The 15837-nt window shown below is 63.9% G+C and carries 15 protein-coding genes and 1 tRNA gene; 6 read left to right on the forward strand and 10 right to left on the reverse strand.

Features of this window, described 5'->3' with window-relative positions; genetic code table 11:
* The first annotated feature begins 607 nt into the window (after positions 1–607).
* On the forward strand, positions 608–928 hold the full coding sequence (locus tag AQ611_RS12120; RefSeq protein WP_059513795.1) for a DUF2288 domain-containing protein: 321 nt from the start codon (positions 608–610) through the stop codon (positions 926–928).
* Positions 929–935: 7 nt separating this feature from the next.
* Entirely contained in the window at positions 936–2324 is a 1389-nt protein-coding gene (locus tag AQ611_RS12125) for an MATE family efflux transporter (protein WP_069234661.1), read from the forward strand.
* A gap of 168 nt (positions 2325–2492) precedes the next feature.
* Here AQ611_RS12125 and AQ611_RS12130 read toward each other — a convergent pair whose 3' ends face one another.
* Positions 2493–2711 carry a lipoprotein gene (locus AQ611_RS12130; RefSeq protein ID WP_069234662.1) on the reverse strand — a complete coding sequence of 73 codons (219 nt, stop codon included), beginning with the start codon at positions 2709–2711 and terminating at the stop codon, positions 2493–2495.
* 174 nt (positions 2712–2885) lie between these two features.
* Here AQ611_RS12130 and AQ611_RS12135 point away from each other — a divergent pair, with 174 nt between their 5' ends.
* Positions 2886–3056 carry a hypothetical protein gene (locus tag AQ611_RS12135; RefSeq protein ID WP_069234663.1) on the forward strand — a complete coding sequence of 57 codons (171 nt, stop codon included), beginning with the start codon at positions 2886–2888 and terminating at the stop codon, positions 3054–3056.
* Positions 3057–3367: 311 nt separating this feature from the next.
* Here the strand turns inward: AQ611_RS12135 and AQ611_RS12140 are convergent, their stop codons facing one another.
* A complete protein-coding gene (locus AQ611_RS12140) occupies positions 3368–4186 on the reverse strand; it encodes a GNAT family N-acetyltransferase (RefSeq protein WP_059513804.1) in 819 nt (272 codons plus the stop codon).
* A gap of 150 nt (positions 4187–4336) precedes the next feature.
* The gene (locus tag AQ611_RS12145) at positions 4337–4798 is read right to left on the reverse strand and encodes a SixA phosphatase family protein (protein ID WP_069234664.1); all 462 of its coding nucleotides are present in this window, start codon (positions 4796–4798) and stop codon (positions 4337–4339) included.
* 157 nt (positions 4799–4955) lie between these two features.
* Between AQ611_RS12145 and AQ611_RS12150 the strand changes: the two genes are divergently transcribed.
* A tRNA-Pro gene (locus AQ611_RS12150) sits at positions 4956–5032 on the forward strand.
* 500 nt (positions 5033–5532) lie between these two features.
* Positions 5533–5988, forward strand: coding sequence for a hypothetical protein (locus AQ611_RS12155; RefSeq protein WP_069234665.1), 456 nt, complete (start codon positions 5533–5535; stop codon positions 5986–5988).
* A 102-nt stretch (positions 5989–6090) separates the two neighbouring features.
* Here the strand turns inward: AQ611_RS12155 and ppx are convergent, their stop codons facing one another.
* Positions 6091–7605, reverse strand: coding sequence for an exopolyphosphatase (gene ppx, locus AQ611_RS12160; protein WP_059513810.1), 1515 nt, complete (start codon positions 7603–7605; stop codon positions 6091–6093).
* Positions 7606–7886: 281 nt separating this feature from the next.
* Between ppx and ppk1 the strand changes: the two genes are divergently transcribed.
* Positions 7887–9950, forward strand: coding sequence for a polyphosphate kinase 1 (gene ppk1 / locus AQ611_RS12165; protein ID WP_059513813.1), 2064 nt, complete (start codon positions 7887–7889; stop codon positions 9948–9950).
* Between the two features lie 244 nt (positions 9951–10194).
* Here ppk1 and phoR read toward each other — a convergent pair whose 3' ends face one another.
* From phoR to pstC, 6 genes are all read right to left on the reverse strand, one after another.
* A complete protein-coding gene (phoR, locus tag AQ611_RS12175; protein WP_069234667.1) occupies positions 10195–11505 on the reverse strand; it encodes a phosphate regulon sensor histidine kinase PhoR in 1311 nt (436 codons plus the stop codon).
* A gap of 70 nt (positions 11506–11575) precedes the next feature.
* A complete protein-coding gene (phoB, locus tag AQ611_RS12180) occupies positions 11576–12277 on the reverse strand; it encodes a phosphate regulon transcriptional regulator PhoB (RefSeq protein WP_059513823.1) in 702 nt (233 codons plus the stop codon).
* A gap of 26 nt (positions 12278–12303) precedes the next feature.
* Positions 12304–13008 carry a phosphate signaling complex protein PhoU gene (gene phoU / locus AQ611_RS12185; protein ID WP_059513826.1) on the reverse strand — a complete coding sequence of 235 codons (705 nt, stop codon included), beginning with the start codon at positions 13006–13008 and terminating at the stop codon, positions 12304–12306.
* 21 nt (positions 13009–13029) lie between these two features.
* On the reverse strand, positions 13030–13878 hold the full coding sequence (gene pstB, locus AQ611_RS12190; RefSeq protein WP_059513829.1) for a phosphate ABC transporter ATP-binding protein PstB: 849 nt from the start codon (positions 13876–13878) through the stop codon (positions 13030–13032).
* A gap of 15 nt (positions 13879–13893) precedes the next feature.
* Positions 13894–14787, reverse strand: coding sequence for a phosphate ABC transporter permease PstA (gene pstA, locus AQ611_RS12195; protein WP_059513832.1), 894 nt, complete (start codon positions 14785–14787; stop codon positions 13894–13896).
* Positions 14784–15770, reverse strand: coding sequence for a phosphate ABC transporter permease PstC (pstC, locus tag AQ611_RS12200; protein ID WP_069234668.1), 987 nt, complete (start codon positions 15768–15770; stop codon positions 14784–14786). Before pstC ends, pstA begins: the two co-directional genes overlap by 4 nt.
* Positions 15771–15837 lie beyond the last annotated feature (67 nt).

A 15837-nucleotide genomic window follows, 5' to 3' on the forward strand; every position in this document is an offset into this window, starting at 1 on the left:
ATCCCGTCGCACGCTTCGTCCCGCGCCTGCCCGCCATCGCATCGATACCAGCGCCAATGAACCGACGAAAGCGGCCGCATCGTGCCGCGCGGCGACGCGACCGCCTGCACCGTCCACGCGCCGGACGCGCGACGAACCGAAGGATGCCTCCAATCGTTTCGCAAACGGCTTTGCTCGCGCGGACGTGAAACGCAGCAAGCGGATCGGCATTCCGCGCGCGGCGCACTCAAACGGCAATCGCGCACCGGTCGGCGTATCAGATCGATGCGATAGCAGCCTTGCTGGTGATGTCGTGCGCGCTGTTCGGCGCGCGCGCCCGCATTGCGTCTGGGCAGCAACTGCGCGGCCGCGCCTATTACCGCTCGCGCCGACCGTCAGAAAACCGTGCGCGCCGCGCGCATCGCCACCGTCTCCCGCGACGATCGATTGCGTCGATGCAGAAAGTACGTAAGCTCGACTCGCCCCGCACATCAGCATCCATGCGAAATTGCGGGTGCCGACGATTTGCCGATAAACGCAACCGCCCGACTGACCGAACGGCCGACTCTCGAGCCCCGCACGAATGGTTTATAGTGGCGCTCACCGTAGTCAGTTCAATCTCCATCCGATGTCTTCAAACGCTTCGTCCGCCGACGCGCAACACAGTCCGCTTTATCTGAAACTTCTTGGCGAAACCGCGAAGATCGACTGGTGCGATCTCGAACGCTTCTTTGCGCAAGGCAAGCTGCTGTCCGTGGCGCGCGATCTCGATCTCGTGAGCATCGCCGAGGCGATTGCCCGCGACGATAAGGATCAGGTCGCCCGCTGGCTCGCCGCGGGCCATGTCGAACGGATGCAGACGGACACCGCGCAGGATTACGCGGCGCGCACCCCCGAGCTGTGGGCGGTCGTCGTGTCGCCCTGGGTGTGCGTACAAGAGCGCGGGTAACGCGGCAATGTCCGCCCCCGCCCGCCCCGGCAACGGCCTCGGCCCTCGCACCGGGGCAAACTGGCACCGCCGTGTGCTCGGCCTCGCGTTGCCGATCATCGCGGCCAATCTTACTCAACCGATCCTCGGCGCGGTCGATACGGCCGTCGCAGGCCATCTGAATGGCGCGCAATATCTCGGCGGCGTCGCGCTCGGCGGGCTCTTCTTCAATTTCGTGTACTGGGGCTTCGGTTTCTTGCGCATGGGCACGACGGGGCTTGTCGCGCGGTCATACGGCGCCAACGATCTCGCGGCAATCCGCATCGACGTGCTACGCGCGCTGTTGCTCGCATTCGCGCTCGGCGCAGCGGTGCTCGCGCTGCAAACGCCGCTCGTCACGTTCGCGTTCGCCGCGCTCGGCGGCAGCAACGCCGTGCGCGCGACAGCCCTCGAATACACACATGCGCGCATCTGGGCTGCTCCGTTCGCGCTCGCAAACTACGCGATACTCGGTTGCCTGCTCGGCATGCAGCGCGTGCGGCTGGCGCTCGCCATCCAGGTGTTCGTCAATGTCGTCAACATCGGCGCAGTGCTGCTCTATGTGTACCGTTTCGATTGGGGCGTCGCAGGCATCGGCGCCGCGACGGCGACGGCCGACATCGCGGGGTTCGCGCTCGGCGCGCTGCTGCTTGGCCGGCTGAGCCCGCCCGGCCTGCCGCGCATCGAGCGCGCGCAGCTGTTCGACCGTGCAGCGTTGATGCGGCTCGTCGCACTCAACCGCGACATCTTTATCCGCACGCTATGCCTGCTGTCGGCGTTCGGCTGGTTTGCGCATCTCGGCGCGCGGCAAGGCGACACGACGCTCGCCGCAAACGCACTGCTACTGAATCTGCAGACTTTCATGGCATACGGCCTGGACGGCTTCGCGCATGCCGCGGAAGCGCTGGTAGGCGCGGCAGCGGGCGCGCGCGATCGCGGCGCGTTCGGTCACGCACTGCGCACGACGTTCGTCTGGGCGGGGCTGGGTGCAGCCGGATTCGCGCTCGTCTACTGGAGCGCTGGCGGATGGATCGTCGCCCAGTTGACCGACCAACCGTCGATTCGCGACATGGCCGGGCGCTATCTGCCGTGGGCAGCGTTGTCGCCCGTGATTTCGGTATGGGGCTTCATGCTCGACGGCGTCTTCATCGGCGCGACGTACACCCGAGCGTTGATGCGTGCGATGGCGATATCGTTCGCGCTGTTCGTCGCGGCAACGCTCGCGCTAGTCGGCCCATTCGGCAATCATGGGCTCTGGGCCGCGCTGCTGATTTTCATGGGCGCACGCGGCATGACGCTCGCCCGGTACCTCCCGGCCCTGACGAGAGCAATTGCCGATGATCCGCCTTCCCGCGGATTCGCCGCCGTCGCCGACTGACACCCGGCACGCCAACGCCCGCTGCGTGCGGCACTTCATACCGCCCGATACGCCGCGCTTCGCGGCATCCGCCGCCGGAACACGGCGCACCACAACCTCGCCGCTCCAGCGCGCCGGCGTATCCAACCGTTCGCGCGTCGGCCAGCTACGCGTTGCGCACCGGCCCCACTATCGTGCAGACGCGGGGCCGTGCATCGGCGCCGCGCTCCCTGGAGCGGGCGCTTTCGCGTCGGGCGTTTCCAGCATCGACGGCGGCGTCATATCGGTCGGCACCCCTTGGTAATCGGGAGGATCTTGCGGCGGCGTGCCGCGACGCGTTTGCCGGGGGTCGCTCACACAGCCGGCCAGCACGGCCGCAACCAGCGCGGCGACGATGATGCGGTTCATGATTTTCCTTCGAACGGATTGACGGCCGCGCCGCCCGTTCCGCCGAGCAGCGCCCGGCGAGTCTACTGGAAATCGGCACGCGACGACGCGGCTCGATCGCGCGGCTTCTCGGACCGCGCATGCATGTTCTACTATGAAAGCGTGGCGCTATGCCGGTTTGAAAGGAGGGCTGCCATGGATACCGAATCGATTGCGGGCCTGATCGGCCTATGTATTGGACTGATGGTGCTCATCGGCCTGTCCGTTTACGAATCGCGAGAGTACAAACGGACGCACAACGGCGAGGGCATGATCCATCACTGGATGGCCGAGCATCACTTGCTCGATTGGCGGCGCAAACACTAGCGCCCCCGCGCTCCGCTCATGACGTTTTCGGCACGCAGACCGCGCCGCGACGCGCTATGCGCATCGCACGGCTCGCGAAAATGCGGCTGAATTCTTTCAGCAACACAGCAGCGCCCGCTTGAAGCGGGCGGACAGTTGTTCGCATGCCGACGCACGCCTGCCGTGCCGGTGGCTTACCAGCTACCGGCACGGCAGGCGTGCCGGCTTCGTGCCCGCGTTGCGTGCATCGCCGTCGCAGGCGGCCCGCTCCAAAACACACGGACCGGCAATCAACTTGCCGGGCCGCTGTCGTATCGTCGCATCGCGCATTGTCAGCGCGGCATCGGATCGCTCAGGAAGTGGCGCGCATATCGGGCGTTGATGTCCGACAAGCGGAATAGCGTCAGAAAATCCGCACAATTGAAATCCGGGTCCCACGCAGGAGCGCCGCAAATCTTCGCGCCGAGCCGCAGATAACCCTTGATGAGCGGAGGGGGTGCCACCTTTGCACCGGTCTGAAGATCGTCGACCGGCAGCGGCGTATGGGGAAACGCTCGATATTCGGGCGCCGTCAACGCATCGCCGAGCGACCGATAAAGGTTCGCCGCATAGTGACCGCCATCCGCCATCGAAACGCTCGCGCAACCGAGCATCGTCTCGTAGCCGTTTTGCTGCATATACGTGCCAAGCCCGCCCCACAGGGCCATGATCACCGCGCCGCTGCGATAGTCGCGATGCACGCATGAGCGGCCGACCTCGACCATCTTCGAGCGCAGGTGCGCCAGACGCGACAGATCGAACTCGCCTTGCGCGTACAGGCGGCCGATTCGCGCAGCCTGATGCGGCGGCAACACGCGGTATGTGCCGACAACCTTCAGCGTATCGAGATCGCGCACCAGCAGGTGATCGCAGTACTGGTCGAACGAATCGACATCGAGGCCGGCCGGGCCGACCAAGCGGGCACCCATTTCTTCGGCGAACACGCTATGGCGCAGGCGCTGCGCTTCGCGCAGCTCGTCTTCGGTGCGCGCCCAGACGGCGCGCAGCCGGAATTCCGACGTAACCGTTTCGGCCGCGCGTGGCAAACGGCGACGCGGCAGTTCAAGGGGCAGCGAGGCAAAAGGCAGCGTAGGCGTCGGCAGTTCTCGCATTAGGCTTTCCTGGTCGTAAGGAAGGGAACGACATGCCCGCCAATGTAGTAACCGGCCGTGACGCTTATGTGGCAAAACGGTGTCCATTCGGTGACGTGTCGCCGATTTGACTTTAGCAGAAAGCCGGAAATAGCGCTGGATTGCACGCGATCAGATTAGATCTGGCGCAATCGCCGCACGCAACACCGTCTGGCCATTGCCGTCGCGAACGCGGCTCGTGAGCCATAACAGGCCGCCCTTCTTGATACTCCAGCTTTCGCGCGAGCCGGCGAGCAACCAGGCGGCGACACTGCCGAGCGTCGGCTGATGTCCGACGATGACGACCGTCGACTCGATCCCGTCCGGCCAACCCGCCGCGACGAGCACGTCGTCGACAGCGCCGCCTGGCGCAAGCTCGTTGACGATCCGGTATTGATCAGTCAACGCCTCGGCCGTCTGCAATGTCCGCGCCGCAGGACTTGCGAGCACCGTCGCGTTGCGCTCGATGCGCGCACGCAGCCATTTCGCCGCGGCCTGCGCATCCTTGTGACCGCGCTCGGTCAAGCGGCGGCCGAGATCGGTGTTCGCGTAATCTTCGGCTTCGGCATGACGCCAGAGAATCAGGTTTGTCACAAGCAACCTCCGAAACGCATTAGGGCGACGCGCCGCGACGACAACATCTCATTGTCCATTTTCTTGCATCGGTTCAGCGCGCAGATCCGAAAGTCCATTTTGACTGCGCGCAATGATTGACCTGATCTCGAAAAGAGGGATAGAATTATTGATTCGTCGGAGCGTAGCGCAGCCTGGTAGCGCATCTGATTTGGGATCAGAGGGTCGTAGGTTCGAATCCTATCGCTCCGACCACGAACACCCGCGCTGTATAACGGTTTGCGGATGGACGGTTCACGAAGAGCCGCCGCAAACCACCTCGAATTTTAAAACCCTGTTCTCCCAAAATGCGCCGGCGGCGGTCATGCGCCGACGGTGATCACTCCTGACCGGGAACAAATCAGCCCCCCATTTTCTCAGCCGGATATAGCTGCAACATCGCGCGCGACCTCGATAACATCGGCATCGCCCCTAACGGACGCGCGTTGCGCGTCCATCGGCCCTGCTCGTCCGTCGACAACCTCGATTCCAACCGCCCCGCCCCATTGCCCGCGCGGCTGCAGTTTTCGCTATCATCGGCATTGCCCCCGCAAGCCGCCTGCGCGGCCAGGGCCCGATACCCAAGCCCCGGCCGGGCAAAAGGCGAAAGCGGCGAGGAAAGCCGCAGCACCAGCATCACCGCGTGTTGCACGTGCCCATCGGCTGCTGCCACAGGCCGCCCATACCCTGCCGCCCTTGCGGCTGATTTCGATTACATGAATCATTCCATCCGCTTCATCGCCCGACTCCTGATTTTCGTCGCGACGCTCGCGAATGCGGCATCGGCGTGGGCCGACGCGCCAACGCCCGGCGCGGCACTCGACTCCGCGCTCGACTGCTCGTCGACAGGCCACGCATTTATCGCACCGCTCCTCGCGCGCCAGGCGATCCGCTCACAGCCCATGCATGTCGAGGCGAATTCGGTCAATGCGTTTCGCACGAACAGCCCGCTAACCGCCTACGGCTTCCCGGTTTTCGTCGTGCTCGGCTATCAGGCCGACGATCCGCTCTTCAAACAGGGCGACGGCGAACCGATTGGCGCATGGGCATACGGCGTCGTCGTCAGAGGAACGAAAAGCGAAGTAGAAGAAAAGGTGCGCGCGGCCGGCAGCCAAGCAACGGTCAAGACCGCACTGCCGTTTTTGACGGCGATCGTCTGCACGCCGCGATAAGCGCACCGCGAATCCACCGCGGCGCGATCCCGCGAAACCAATGCGCCGCGCGTGAGTGCGGCGTCAAACCGACGAAAGCAGGCGAATCCGGCGGCCGTCGAATCACGCCCCCGTATACACGACACGATACGGAATCCCGATTTTCTCCCACTCCGCCGCTTCCTGGCTGAGGCTGTAATCAGTCAGCGGATTCTGCGCGACCCACGCATTCGGCAAATGCACTTCGTAGCCGCCCTTCTTCATCTGCGCGACGCGAATTTCGGGCAAACCCGCATCGGTCCGGCGCCGGCACAGCAGCGCGGCAAGACGCAAACAGAACAGCAGCGGCCATTCGACTTCGCGCGCCTGCGACAACTTGCCAAGTTTGCCCGCATGACCGAGCACCAGCGCCGCGAGCCGCGCCTGGTCGGTGCGCGAAAAGCCCGGCATATCCGCGTTGCTGGCGATATATGCGGAATGCTTATGATAGGCACTGTGCGAAATCGACAACCCGATCTCGTGCAGCGCGGCAGCCCAGGCCAGAAACATCCGGCTCTCCTCGCGCGCCTCGCCGTCGGGCACGTCGAGCTGATCATAGAAACGCGCAGCCTGCGTACCGATGCGCGCGGCCTGCGCGCGATCAACGCCGTAGCGGCGCATGAAGCCGTCCACTGTCACCGCGCGCATGTCCTCATGCTGCGTGCGGCCGAGCAAATCGTATAGAACACCTAAGCGCAGCGCGCCGTCCGTCGTGTCGACATAGTCGATGCCCAGTTCCTCGAATACGGCGAGCATGATCGACAGCCCGCCCGCGAGCACCGGCACGCGATCGGGCTTCAACGCGACCAGCTTCAGCCGGTTCACGTTCTCCGACTTGATGAGCGCGCGCTTCAGACGCTCGAGGCCGCCGCGCGAAATGCCGTGCGCAACGCCCGCATCGTTGAAACCATTCGCCTCGACCAGTTCCGCGAGCGCACGCGCGGTGCCCGACGAGCCGATCGCCTGATCCCACCCCGCCTTCTTGTATTCGCTCGAGATGATCTGAATCTCGCGCTTGGCCGCGAGTTCGGCCTGCCTCATCGTGTATTCGTCGACGTTGCCCGCCGGAAAAAACGTGCGGCTATGGCTCACGCAGCCGATGTACAGGCTCTCCATCACGAGCGGCGTGTAGTGCTGGCCGATGATGAATTCGGTCGAGCCGCCGCCGATGTCGACGACGAGCCGCTTGCCCGCACTCGCCGGCACCGAATGCGCGGCGCCCGCATAGATGAGCCGCGCTTCCTCGCGGCCCGCGATCACTTCGATCGGAAAACCGAGCGCCGCTTCGGCCTCGGCAAGAAATTCGCCGGCGTTCTTCGCGACTCGCAACGTGTTCGTCGCGACCGCGCGCACGTGCTCGGGATGAAAATCGCGCAGCCGTTCGCCAAAGCGCTTGAGCGCTTCCCAGCCACGCTCCTGCGAGGCGCGATCGAGCATCTTGTCGCGCGACAGGCCGGCCGCGAGCCGCACCGGTTCGCGCAGCGCATCGACGGGATAGATCTGACTGCCGGCAGACGCCTCCTCGACACGGCCGACGATGAGCCGGAAGCTGTTCGAGCCGAGATCGACGGCAGCCAGTAAATGCGGGGATGTAACCATCGAGAGTGGGCTCCGTTCTCGCCTGGCCGCGCGGCAGCGGATTGCCGCGCGTACCGAAAGGTTCAAAGGCGCCATTTTAAGCGCTGCGCGGCGCCCGGTGGCGACCCCGATAAAACTTGCGGTACCGCTTTCATTCTATCCGGCCGCCGGTTTTATGAAATCCTCGGTTTCCAGCGTATTATTTAGTGATCAACATCAAATTGTCATCAAGACGTCATCGCACCGTGAGACTTTCCGAGCGACCTTTCGAGTCTGCGCCCGACCTTTCAAATTCTGTGCCGATGTCCGTCCGCCACCCGCTTCTCAATCGCGAACTCGGTATCTTGGGCTTCAACGAGCGCGTGCTCGCCCAAGCTGCCGATCCGCATGTCCCTCTGCTCGAACGCCTGCGTTTCATCTGCATCACGAGCAGCAATCTCGATGAATTCTTCGAAGTCCGGATGGCCGGGCTGCTCGAGCAGATGCGCGACAATCCCGGCGCGCTGTCACCGGACGGCATGTCGCTACAGCACGTGTACGACCTCGTCGTCGAGCGCGCGCAACGGCTCGTGCACCGGCAGTACGCGATGCTGCACGACACGATCCTGCCCGCGCTCGAACAGGAAGGCATCCATTTCCACGGTCCCGAGACCTGGAACGATGCGCAGCTCGAATGGGCGCGCAATTGCTTCGTCGACGAGCTGCTGCCGGTCCTGACGCCAATCGGCCTCGACCCTGCCCATCCGTTCCCGCGCGTGCTGAACAAGAGCCTGAACTTCGTGATCGAACTCGAAGGCCGCGACGCGTTCGGCCGCCAAGCGGTAATGGGTATCGTGCAGGCGCCGCGCGCATTGCCGCGCCTCGTGCGCATGCCGCAGGAGCTATCGGGCGTCCAGCACGGCTTCGTGCTGCTCAGCTCGCTGATGCAACACTTCGTCGGCGAACTGTTCCCGAAGCTCGCCGTCAAGAGCTGCAATCAGTTCCGGATTACCCGCAACAGCGAACTCTTCGTCGACGAGGACGAAATCACCAATCTGCGCGTCGCGCTGCAAGGCGAGTTGCCCGCGCGGCATCTGGGCAACGCGGTGCGTCTCGAGGTATCGGCCGATACGCCGCATCATCTCGTGCGACGCCTGCTCGACGAAAGCGGGCTATCGGACCAGGACTGCTATCGCGTCAACGGCCCCGTCAATCTGGTGCGGCTGATGCAGCTGCCGGAACTCGTCGATCTGCCGGAACTCAAGTTCGTGCCGTTCACGCCCTCGATTCCCGTCGCGATCACGAATGCGCCGTCGATGTTCGATGCGATCGACCGCGGCGACATCCTGCTGCATCATCCATACGAGAGCTTTCAGCCGGTGCTCGAGCTGCTGCAGCAAGCGGCGCAGGACCCGAATGTCGTTGCGATCAAGCAGACGATTTACCGGACGGGCACCGATTCGCCGCTGATGGACGCGCTGATGGAAGCCGCGCGCAACGGCAAGGAAGTGACGGTCGTGGTGGAGTTGCTCGCGCGCTTTGACGAAGAGACGAACATCAATTGGGCCGCGCGGCTCGAATCGGTCGGCGCGCATGTCGTGTACGGCGTGGTCGGCCACAAATGCCACGCGAAGATGATGCTGATCGTGCGGCGCGTGACGCACAACGGCAAGACGGTGCTGCGCCGCTACGTGCATCTCGGCACGGGCAACTATCATCCGCGTACCGCGCGCCTTTATACCGATTTCGGGCTGATGACGGCCGAGCCCGCGCTTTGCGAGGATGTGCATCACGTGTTCCAGCAGCTGACCGGCATCGGCGGCGAGCTGACGATGCATCAGATGTGGCAATCGCCATTCACACTGCATCCGAAGCTTGTCGAGCATATCCGCGCGGAAGCGGCGAACGCGCGTGCCGGCAAACGGGCGAGGATCGTCGCGAAGATGAACGCGCTCCTCGAGCCGACCGTGATCGCCGAGCTTTACGAGGCGTCGCAGGCGGGCGTGAAGGTGGATCTGATCGTGCGTGGCGTATGCGCGCTGCAACCGGGCGTGCCGGGGCTGTCGGAAAACATCACGGTGCGCTCGATCGTCGGGCGCTTTCTCGAACATCACCGGATCTACTACTTCCATGCGGACGGCGACGAACTCGTCTACCTGTCGAGCGCCGACTGGATGGATCGCAACCTGTTCCGCCGCGTCGAAGTCGCGTTTCCGGTGTATGAGCGCAAGCTCAAGCGCCGGGTGATCGCCGAAGGGCTGTCGGTGTTTCTCGGCGACAATCAGTCCGCGTGGCTCATGCAAAGCGACGGTCACTATCGCCGCCGCCGCACGGGCAAAACGCAGCGCAGCGCCCAGCTCGGGCTGCTCGCGAAATTCTGCGCATAGGCAAGCGCCAACAAGCGGCGGCAAGCAACGCGAGCAGGCGGGGCGCTGCCGATGGCCTGCCCGGCGGGCGGCCTGCCGTCTCGGCTGGCGGCGGGCTGGCGGCGTATCGTCGATGCGCTCGCGGGACAAGCCATCGCAATCGCTTACGCGCTGTCGACGCGGCCCACGGCAGCCCGGCTGGCCCGCCGCTGCACGCTGCGAAGCGCGACACGGGCAACGAAGCGTCGCGCGCACGGCCCGGTGGTTATGCTGCGTGCCGGCGGCCGATCGTCCGATGTGCGGGGAACCGCGCGCTAAACGTGCTGCCACGCCCTTCCTCGCTCTGAATCAGCAACTGCGCATCGTGGCGTTGCAGCACATGCTTGCAGATCGCGAGCCCGAGCCCCGTGCCGCCCGTGTCGCGCGAGCGGCTGCGGTCGACACGATAAAAGCGCTCGGTCAACCGCGGCAGATCGGCGGCCGGAATCCCGAGCCCGCTGTCCGTCACGGAAAATACAGCTTGCGCGCCGTCGCGCCGCCATTCGACGCGTATCTTCCCGCCTTCCGGCGTATAGCGCACCGCGTTGGTCACCAGATTGCCGAGCGCGCTGAAAATTTCGGTTTGCGAGCCCGTGATGGTCAGCGTCTCGTCGATGTCGAACATAATGTCGTGATGCCCGTTCGACAACGTCTGCGCATCGTCCTTCAGGTGATCGAGCACGGCTTGCATATCGACTGCGCGATCGGCAGGCGGATTGGTTTCGCCTTCGAGCTTCGCGAGCACGAGCAGATCGGTGACGATCGAGCGCATCCGCGACGCCTGCTGCTCCATCAGTTCGAGATAGCGTGCGCGCTCGTCGTCGGCAAGCGGCAGTTCACGCAGCGTTTCGAGAAAACCCGACAGCACGGTGAGCGGCGTCTTCAGCTCGTGCGACACGTTCGCGACAAAATCGCGCCGCATCGCGTCGGTCCGCTCGAGTTCGGTGATGTCCTGCGTAAGCAGCAGCTTGCGGTTCTCGCCATACGGAAACACCTGCACCGCGAGCACGTTCTGCCGGCTGCCGCCCATCGCGCGCATCACGAGCGTCTCATCGTAGCGCTGGTCGTTCAGATAGCGGACGAAATCCGGATGACGAACCAAATGCGTGATGTGCTGGCGCAGATCGCGCTTCGTGTCGAGCCCGAAGTGCACTTCCGCGATCGCGTTGCACCATTCGATCTGGTCGTGATCGTCGAGCATCACGACGCCGTTCGGCGACGCCTGGATCGCCTGAATGAAACGCGAGTGCTGCTGCTCGACCTGGCGCACCTGTGCATGCCATTGTTTCGCGAGCTTGTGCAGCCGATAGTAGATTTCGCCCCAGATACCGGGCGCGCTCGGCACTTCGCCGTAGACGGGTGCATCGAGCAGCCGCCACAAGCGCTGCGTATGGAACGTGCTGAAGAAGCCTTGCACGACAAGCATCACGAGCATGAACGCGAGAGCCGCCGCAACGCCGGCAAAGACGGCGATCAGCACGCCGACGAGCGCAAGCAATACGAGCGACACTAGAAAGCGCGCCCAAATGATATTCATGATCGTCGCCCGACGAAGAAAAAGAAAACATGCGCGCGGCGCGACTCACCACGCAGATGCCACACGGTCATTACGCGTGTTTCGCGAGGCGGTAGCCGCTGCCGCGGACGGTTTCGATCATAGCATCGCAGCCGGCGGGCTTGAGCGCGGCGCGCAATCGTTTGATGTGCACGTCGACCGTGCGCTCCTCGACGAACACGTGATCGCCCCACACCTGATCAAGCAATTGCGTGCGGCTGTGCACGCGCTCCGGATGAGTCATGAAGAAATGCAGCAGACGGAATTCCGTGGGACCGAGATCGAGCTTGATCTCGCTGCCGTCGGCCTGTGCCGCGACGCGATGCGTCGCCGGGTCGAGCCGCAACCCGTTGATCGACACCACATCCTCGGTCAATTGCGGCGCGCGGCGGCGCAGCACCGCCTTGATCCGCGCCATCAGTTCCTTCGGCGAGAACGGCTTGGTCACGTAATCGTCCGCGCCGATCTCGAGGCCGAGCACCTTGTCCTGCTCGTCGCCGCGCGCGGTCAGCATGATGATCGGAATGTGCTTGGTCCGTTCGTTGTTGCGCAGATCGCGCGCGAACGCGATGCCGGATTTGCCCGGCAGCATCCAATCGAGCAAGACCAAATCGGGCAGTACGTCGCTGATCAGGTTTTGCGCCTGCTCCGCGTTGTAGGCGCGAATCGGGCAATGTCCCGCATGCTGAAGGTTGACCGAAATCAATTCGGAAATCGCGGGTTCATCTTCGATGACAAGAATGTTGCTGGGCATCGGCACCTCGGTCCTTCAAACGACGGTTAACTATTGGCTTCGCGATCGAGCGTGTCGCGCGGCTGGTGCCGCACGTCAGTACCCTTCACGATGTAAATAATGAATTCGGCGATGTTCTTCGCGTGGTCGCCGATGCGCTCGATCGCCTTCGCGATCGACAGATAATCGAGGCCGACCGAGATCGTGCGCGGGTCCTCCTGCATGTACGACACGAGCTTGCGCACGAACGCGCGGAATTCCAGGTCGATCTCCTTGTCGTCCTTGACGATCTGCACGGCGGCGACCACATCCAGACGCGCGAACGCGTCGAGCGCGCGGCGCAGGATCGTCACGGCCATCTCGCCCGACACCTTGATCTCGGCGATATTCACCGCCCGCGCGGCGGGCTCGTCGACGAGGCGGCGCACGCGCTTGGCGATCTTCTCGGCCTCGTCGCCCGCGCGCTCGAGATTGGTGATCGTCTTCGAGATCGACATCAGAAGACGCAGATCGCGCGCGGCCGGCTGCCGGCGCGCGATGATGTTGCCGCATTCCTCGTCGATTTCGACTTCCATGTGATTCAGACGGTCTTCCGCCGCGATCACGCGCTCGGCCGACGCGCGATCGAACTCGTTGAGCGCACGCATCGCCTCGGTGATCTGCGCCTCGACGAGGCCCCCCATTTCGAGCACCTTCGACGACACCGCGTTCAAATCGGCATCGAACTGGCTCGACAAATGCTTATCCGACATATTTTTCTCCTCGCCCCCGCATCAGCCGAAGCGGCCCGTGATGTAATCCTCGGTTTCCTTGCGCGCCGGCTTGATAAAGATCTTTTCCGTCTCGCCGAATTCGATCAGCTCGCCGAGATACATGTACGCGGTATAGTCCGAGCAGCGCGCCGCCTGCTGCATGTTGTGCGTGACGATGACGACCGTGTAGTCGCTCTTGAGTTCGGCGATCAGCTCCTCGATGCGGCCCGTCGAGATCGGGTCGAGCGCCGAGCACGGCTCGTCGAGCAGCAGCACCTCGGGCCGGATCGCGATCCCGCGCGCGATGCAAAGACGTTGCTGCTGGCCGCCCGACAGCCCATAGCCGCTCTGGTTCAGCTTGTCCTTGACTTCGCTCCAGAGCGCCGCCTTCGTCAGCGCCCACTCGACACGATCGTCCATCTCCGAGCGCGTAAGTTTTTCGAACATCTTCACGCCGAACGCGATGTTGTCGTAGATCGACATCGGAAACGGTGTCGGCTTTTGAAACACCATGCCGATGCGTGCGCGCAGCAGCGAAATGTCGAGCTTGGATTGCAACAGGTTCTCGCCGTCCATCACGATCTCGCCTTCGGCCCGCTGCTCCGGGTAAAGCGCGTACATCTTGTTGAACGTGCGCAAAAGTGTCGACTTGCCGCACCCCGACGGACCGATGAATGCGGTCACCTTGCCTTCGGGAATCTGCAGGTTGATGTTCTTCAGCGCGTGGAACTTGTTGTAGAAGAAATTCAGATTCTTGACTTCGATCTTCGGAGTCGACGGCGCGAGCGGACGCTGTCCCGTCGCGGCGCCCGTGCCTGCAGGCTGCGCCGCGCGAAGAGAAGAATCGAGGTGGCTTTCTGCCATGTTCATCGGATTGCTCCGCCGTTACTTTTTCGAAAAGACCGAACGCGCGAGGATGTTGAGCCCCAGCACGCCCAGCGTAATCAGGAACACGCCCGCCCATGCGAGCGATTGCCATTCGGCGAACGGGCTCATCGCGAACTTGAAGATCGTGACGGGCAGATTCGCGACCGGCTGGTTCATATCGACCGAGAAGAATTGATTGGACAGCGACGTGAAGAGCAGCGGCGCGGTTTCGCCGGCGATCCGCGCGACCGCGAGCAGCACGCCGGTGACGATGCCGCCCACCGACGCGCGCAGCGTGATCTTCAGAATCATCCGCCACTTCGGCGTGCCGAGCGCGAACGCCGCTTCGCGCAACGCGTTCGGCACGAGCTTGAGCATGTTTTCGGTCGTGCGGATCACGATCGGGATCTGCAACAGCGCGAGCGCGACGACGCCCGCCCAACCGCTGAAATGCCCGGCCTTCGCGACGACGAGCGCATAGACGAACAAACCGACGACGATCGAAGGCGCGGACAGCAGGATGTCGTTGATGAAGCGCATCACGCTCGCGAGCCAGCTCTTCTGGCCGTACTCGGCGAGATAGACGCCTGCCAGAATGCCTACCGGCGTGCCGACGAGCGTCGCGAGCGCAACCAGCAACAGGCTGCCGACGATCGCGTTCGCCAGACCGCCGCCCGCGGTGTTCGGCGGCGGCGTCGACTCAGTGAAGAGCGACAGCGACAGGCCGCCTATACCGAGATGCAGCGTCGTGTAGAGAATCCAGACGAGCCATAGCAGGCCGAACGCCATCGCGGCGAGCGACGCGGTGAGCGCGACCACGTTGGTCGCCTTGCGGCGGCGCTGCAGGCGCGCGCGCATCGCGTCGAGCGCCGCGCCGCTTGGGCCGGGCATGTTGAGATGCGGCGAACTCATTTGCCCCCCTCCGAGCGCTCGAGGCGCAGCAGCATCAGCTTCGAGATCGCGAGCACGATGAACGTGATCACGAACAGGATCAGGCCGAGTTCCATCAGTGCGGCCGTATGCAGGCCCGGCGCGGCTTCGGCGAACTCGTTCGCGAGCGCCGACGTGATGCTGTTGCCCGGCGAGTACAGCGATACATTGTCGAGCAGGTTGGTGTTGCCGATCACGAAGGTCACGGCCATCGTCTCGCCGAGCGCGCGGCCAAGGCCGAGCATCACGCCACCGATCACGCCCGTCTTCGTATAGGGCAGCACGATCTTCCACATCACTTCCCAAGTGGTGCAGCCGATGCCATACGCGGACTCCTTGAGCAGCACGGGCGTCACCTCGAACACGTCGCGCATCACCGACGCGATGTACGGAATGATCATGATCGCCAGAATGACGCCGGCCGACAAAATGCCGATGCCGATCGGCGGGCCCTGGAACAACGCGCCGATCACCGGAATCGGTCCCAGCAGCGCCCCAACCGGCTTCTGGAAATACGTCGCGAAAATCGGCGCGAACACGAGCAGCCCCCACATCCCGTAGACGATCGACGGAATCGCGGCGAGCAGTTCGATCGCGACGCCGAGCGGCCGGCGCAGCCAGACGGGCGCAAGCTCGGTGAGAAAGAGGGCGATGCCGAAGCTCACGGGCACCGCGATGACGAGCGCGATGATCGACGTGACGAGGGTCCCGTAGATCGGCACGAGCGCGCCATAGATATCGGAATTGGGGTCCCATTCCGATTGCCACAGGAACGAGAGACCGAATTTTTCGATGGTCGGCATCGACGCGACGATGAGCGAAACGATGATGCCACCGAGCAGCAACAGGGTCACGATCGCCGCGACCCGCGTCAGGCCGCCGAACACGATGTCGCCGAACGGGCTCGGCGCGCGCTGCTGCGGCTGGCCGCCGGATCGGGACGACGCAAGAGGAAAGTCAGACATGGGAGCCTGTTTTTCAAAGACGGGCGGCACAAACCGCCCGCCGGCACTGCACACGCCGCCCGGCCGA

Source organism: Burkholderia singularis, from assembly GCF_001718875.1.
Classification (GTDB): domain Bacteria; phylum Pseudomonadota; class Gammaproteobacteria; order Burkholderiales; family Burkholderiaceae; genus Burkholderia; species Burkholderia singularis.

What these genes read in the sequence shown, in the direction of transcription:
- AQ611_RS12120 (WP_059513795.1), top strand. Translation starts at nt 608, where the DNA reads ATGTCTTCAAACGCTTCGTCCGCCGACGCGCAACACAGTCCGCTTTAT.
- AQ611_RS12125 (WP_069234661.1), top strand. Translation starts at nt 936, where the DNA reads ATGTCCGCCCCCGCCCGCCCCGGCAACGGCCTCGGCCCTCGCACCGGG.
- AQ611_RS12130 (WP_069234662.1), bottom strand. Translation starts at nt 2,711, where the DNA reads ATGAACCGCATCATCGTCGCCGCGCTGGTTGCGGCCGTGCTGGCCGGC.
- AQ611_RS12135 (WP_069234663.1), top strand. Translation starts at nt 2,886, where the DNA reads ATGGATACCGAATCGATTGCGGGCCTGATCGGCCTATGTATTGGACTG.
- AQ611_RS12140 (WP_059513804.1), bottom strand. Translation starts at nt 4,186, where the DNA reads ATGCGAGAACTGCCGACGCCTACGCTGCCTTTTGCCTCGCTGCCCCTT.
- AQ611_RS12155 (WP_069234665.1), top strand. Translation starts at nt 5,533, where the DNA reads ATGAATCATTCCATCCGCTTCATCGCCCGACTCCTGATTTTCGTCGCG.
- ppx (WP_059513810.1), bottom strand. Translation starts at nt 7,605, where the DNA reads ATGGTTACATCCCCGCATTTACTGGCTGCCGTCGATCTCGGCTCGAAC.
- ppk1 (WP_059513813.1), top strand. Translation starts at nt 7,887, where the DNA reads ATGTCCGTCCGCCACCCGCTTCTCAATCGCGAACTCGGTATCTTGGGC.
- phoR (WP_069234667.1), bottom strand. Translation starts at nt 11,505, where the DNA reads ATGAATATCATTTGGGCGCGCTTTCTAGTGTCGCTCGTATTGCTTGCG.
- phoB (WP_059513823.1), bottom strand. Translation starts at nt 12,277, where the DNA reads ATGCCCAGCAACATTCTTGTCATCGAAGATGAACCCGCGATTTCCGAA.
- phoU (WP_059513826.1), bottom strand. Translation starts at nt 13,008, where the DNA reads ATGTCGGATAAGCATTTGTCGAGCCAGTTCGATGCCGATTTGAACGCG.
- pstB (WP_059513829.1), bottom strand. Translation starts at nt 13,878, where the DNA reads ATGAACATGGCAGAAAGCCACCTCGATTCTTCTCTTCGCGCGGCGCAG.
- pstA (WP_059513832.1), bottom strand. Translation starts at nt 14,787, where the DNA reads ATGAGTTCGCCGCATCTCAACATGCCCGGCCCAAGCGGCGCGGCGCTC.
- pstC (WP_069234668.1), bottom strand. Translation starts at nt 15,770, where the DNA reads ATGTCTGACTTTCCTCTTGCGTCGTCCCGATCCGGCGGCCAGCCGCAG.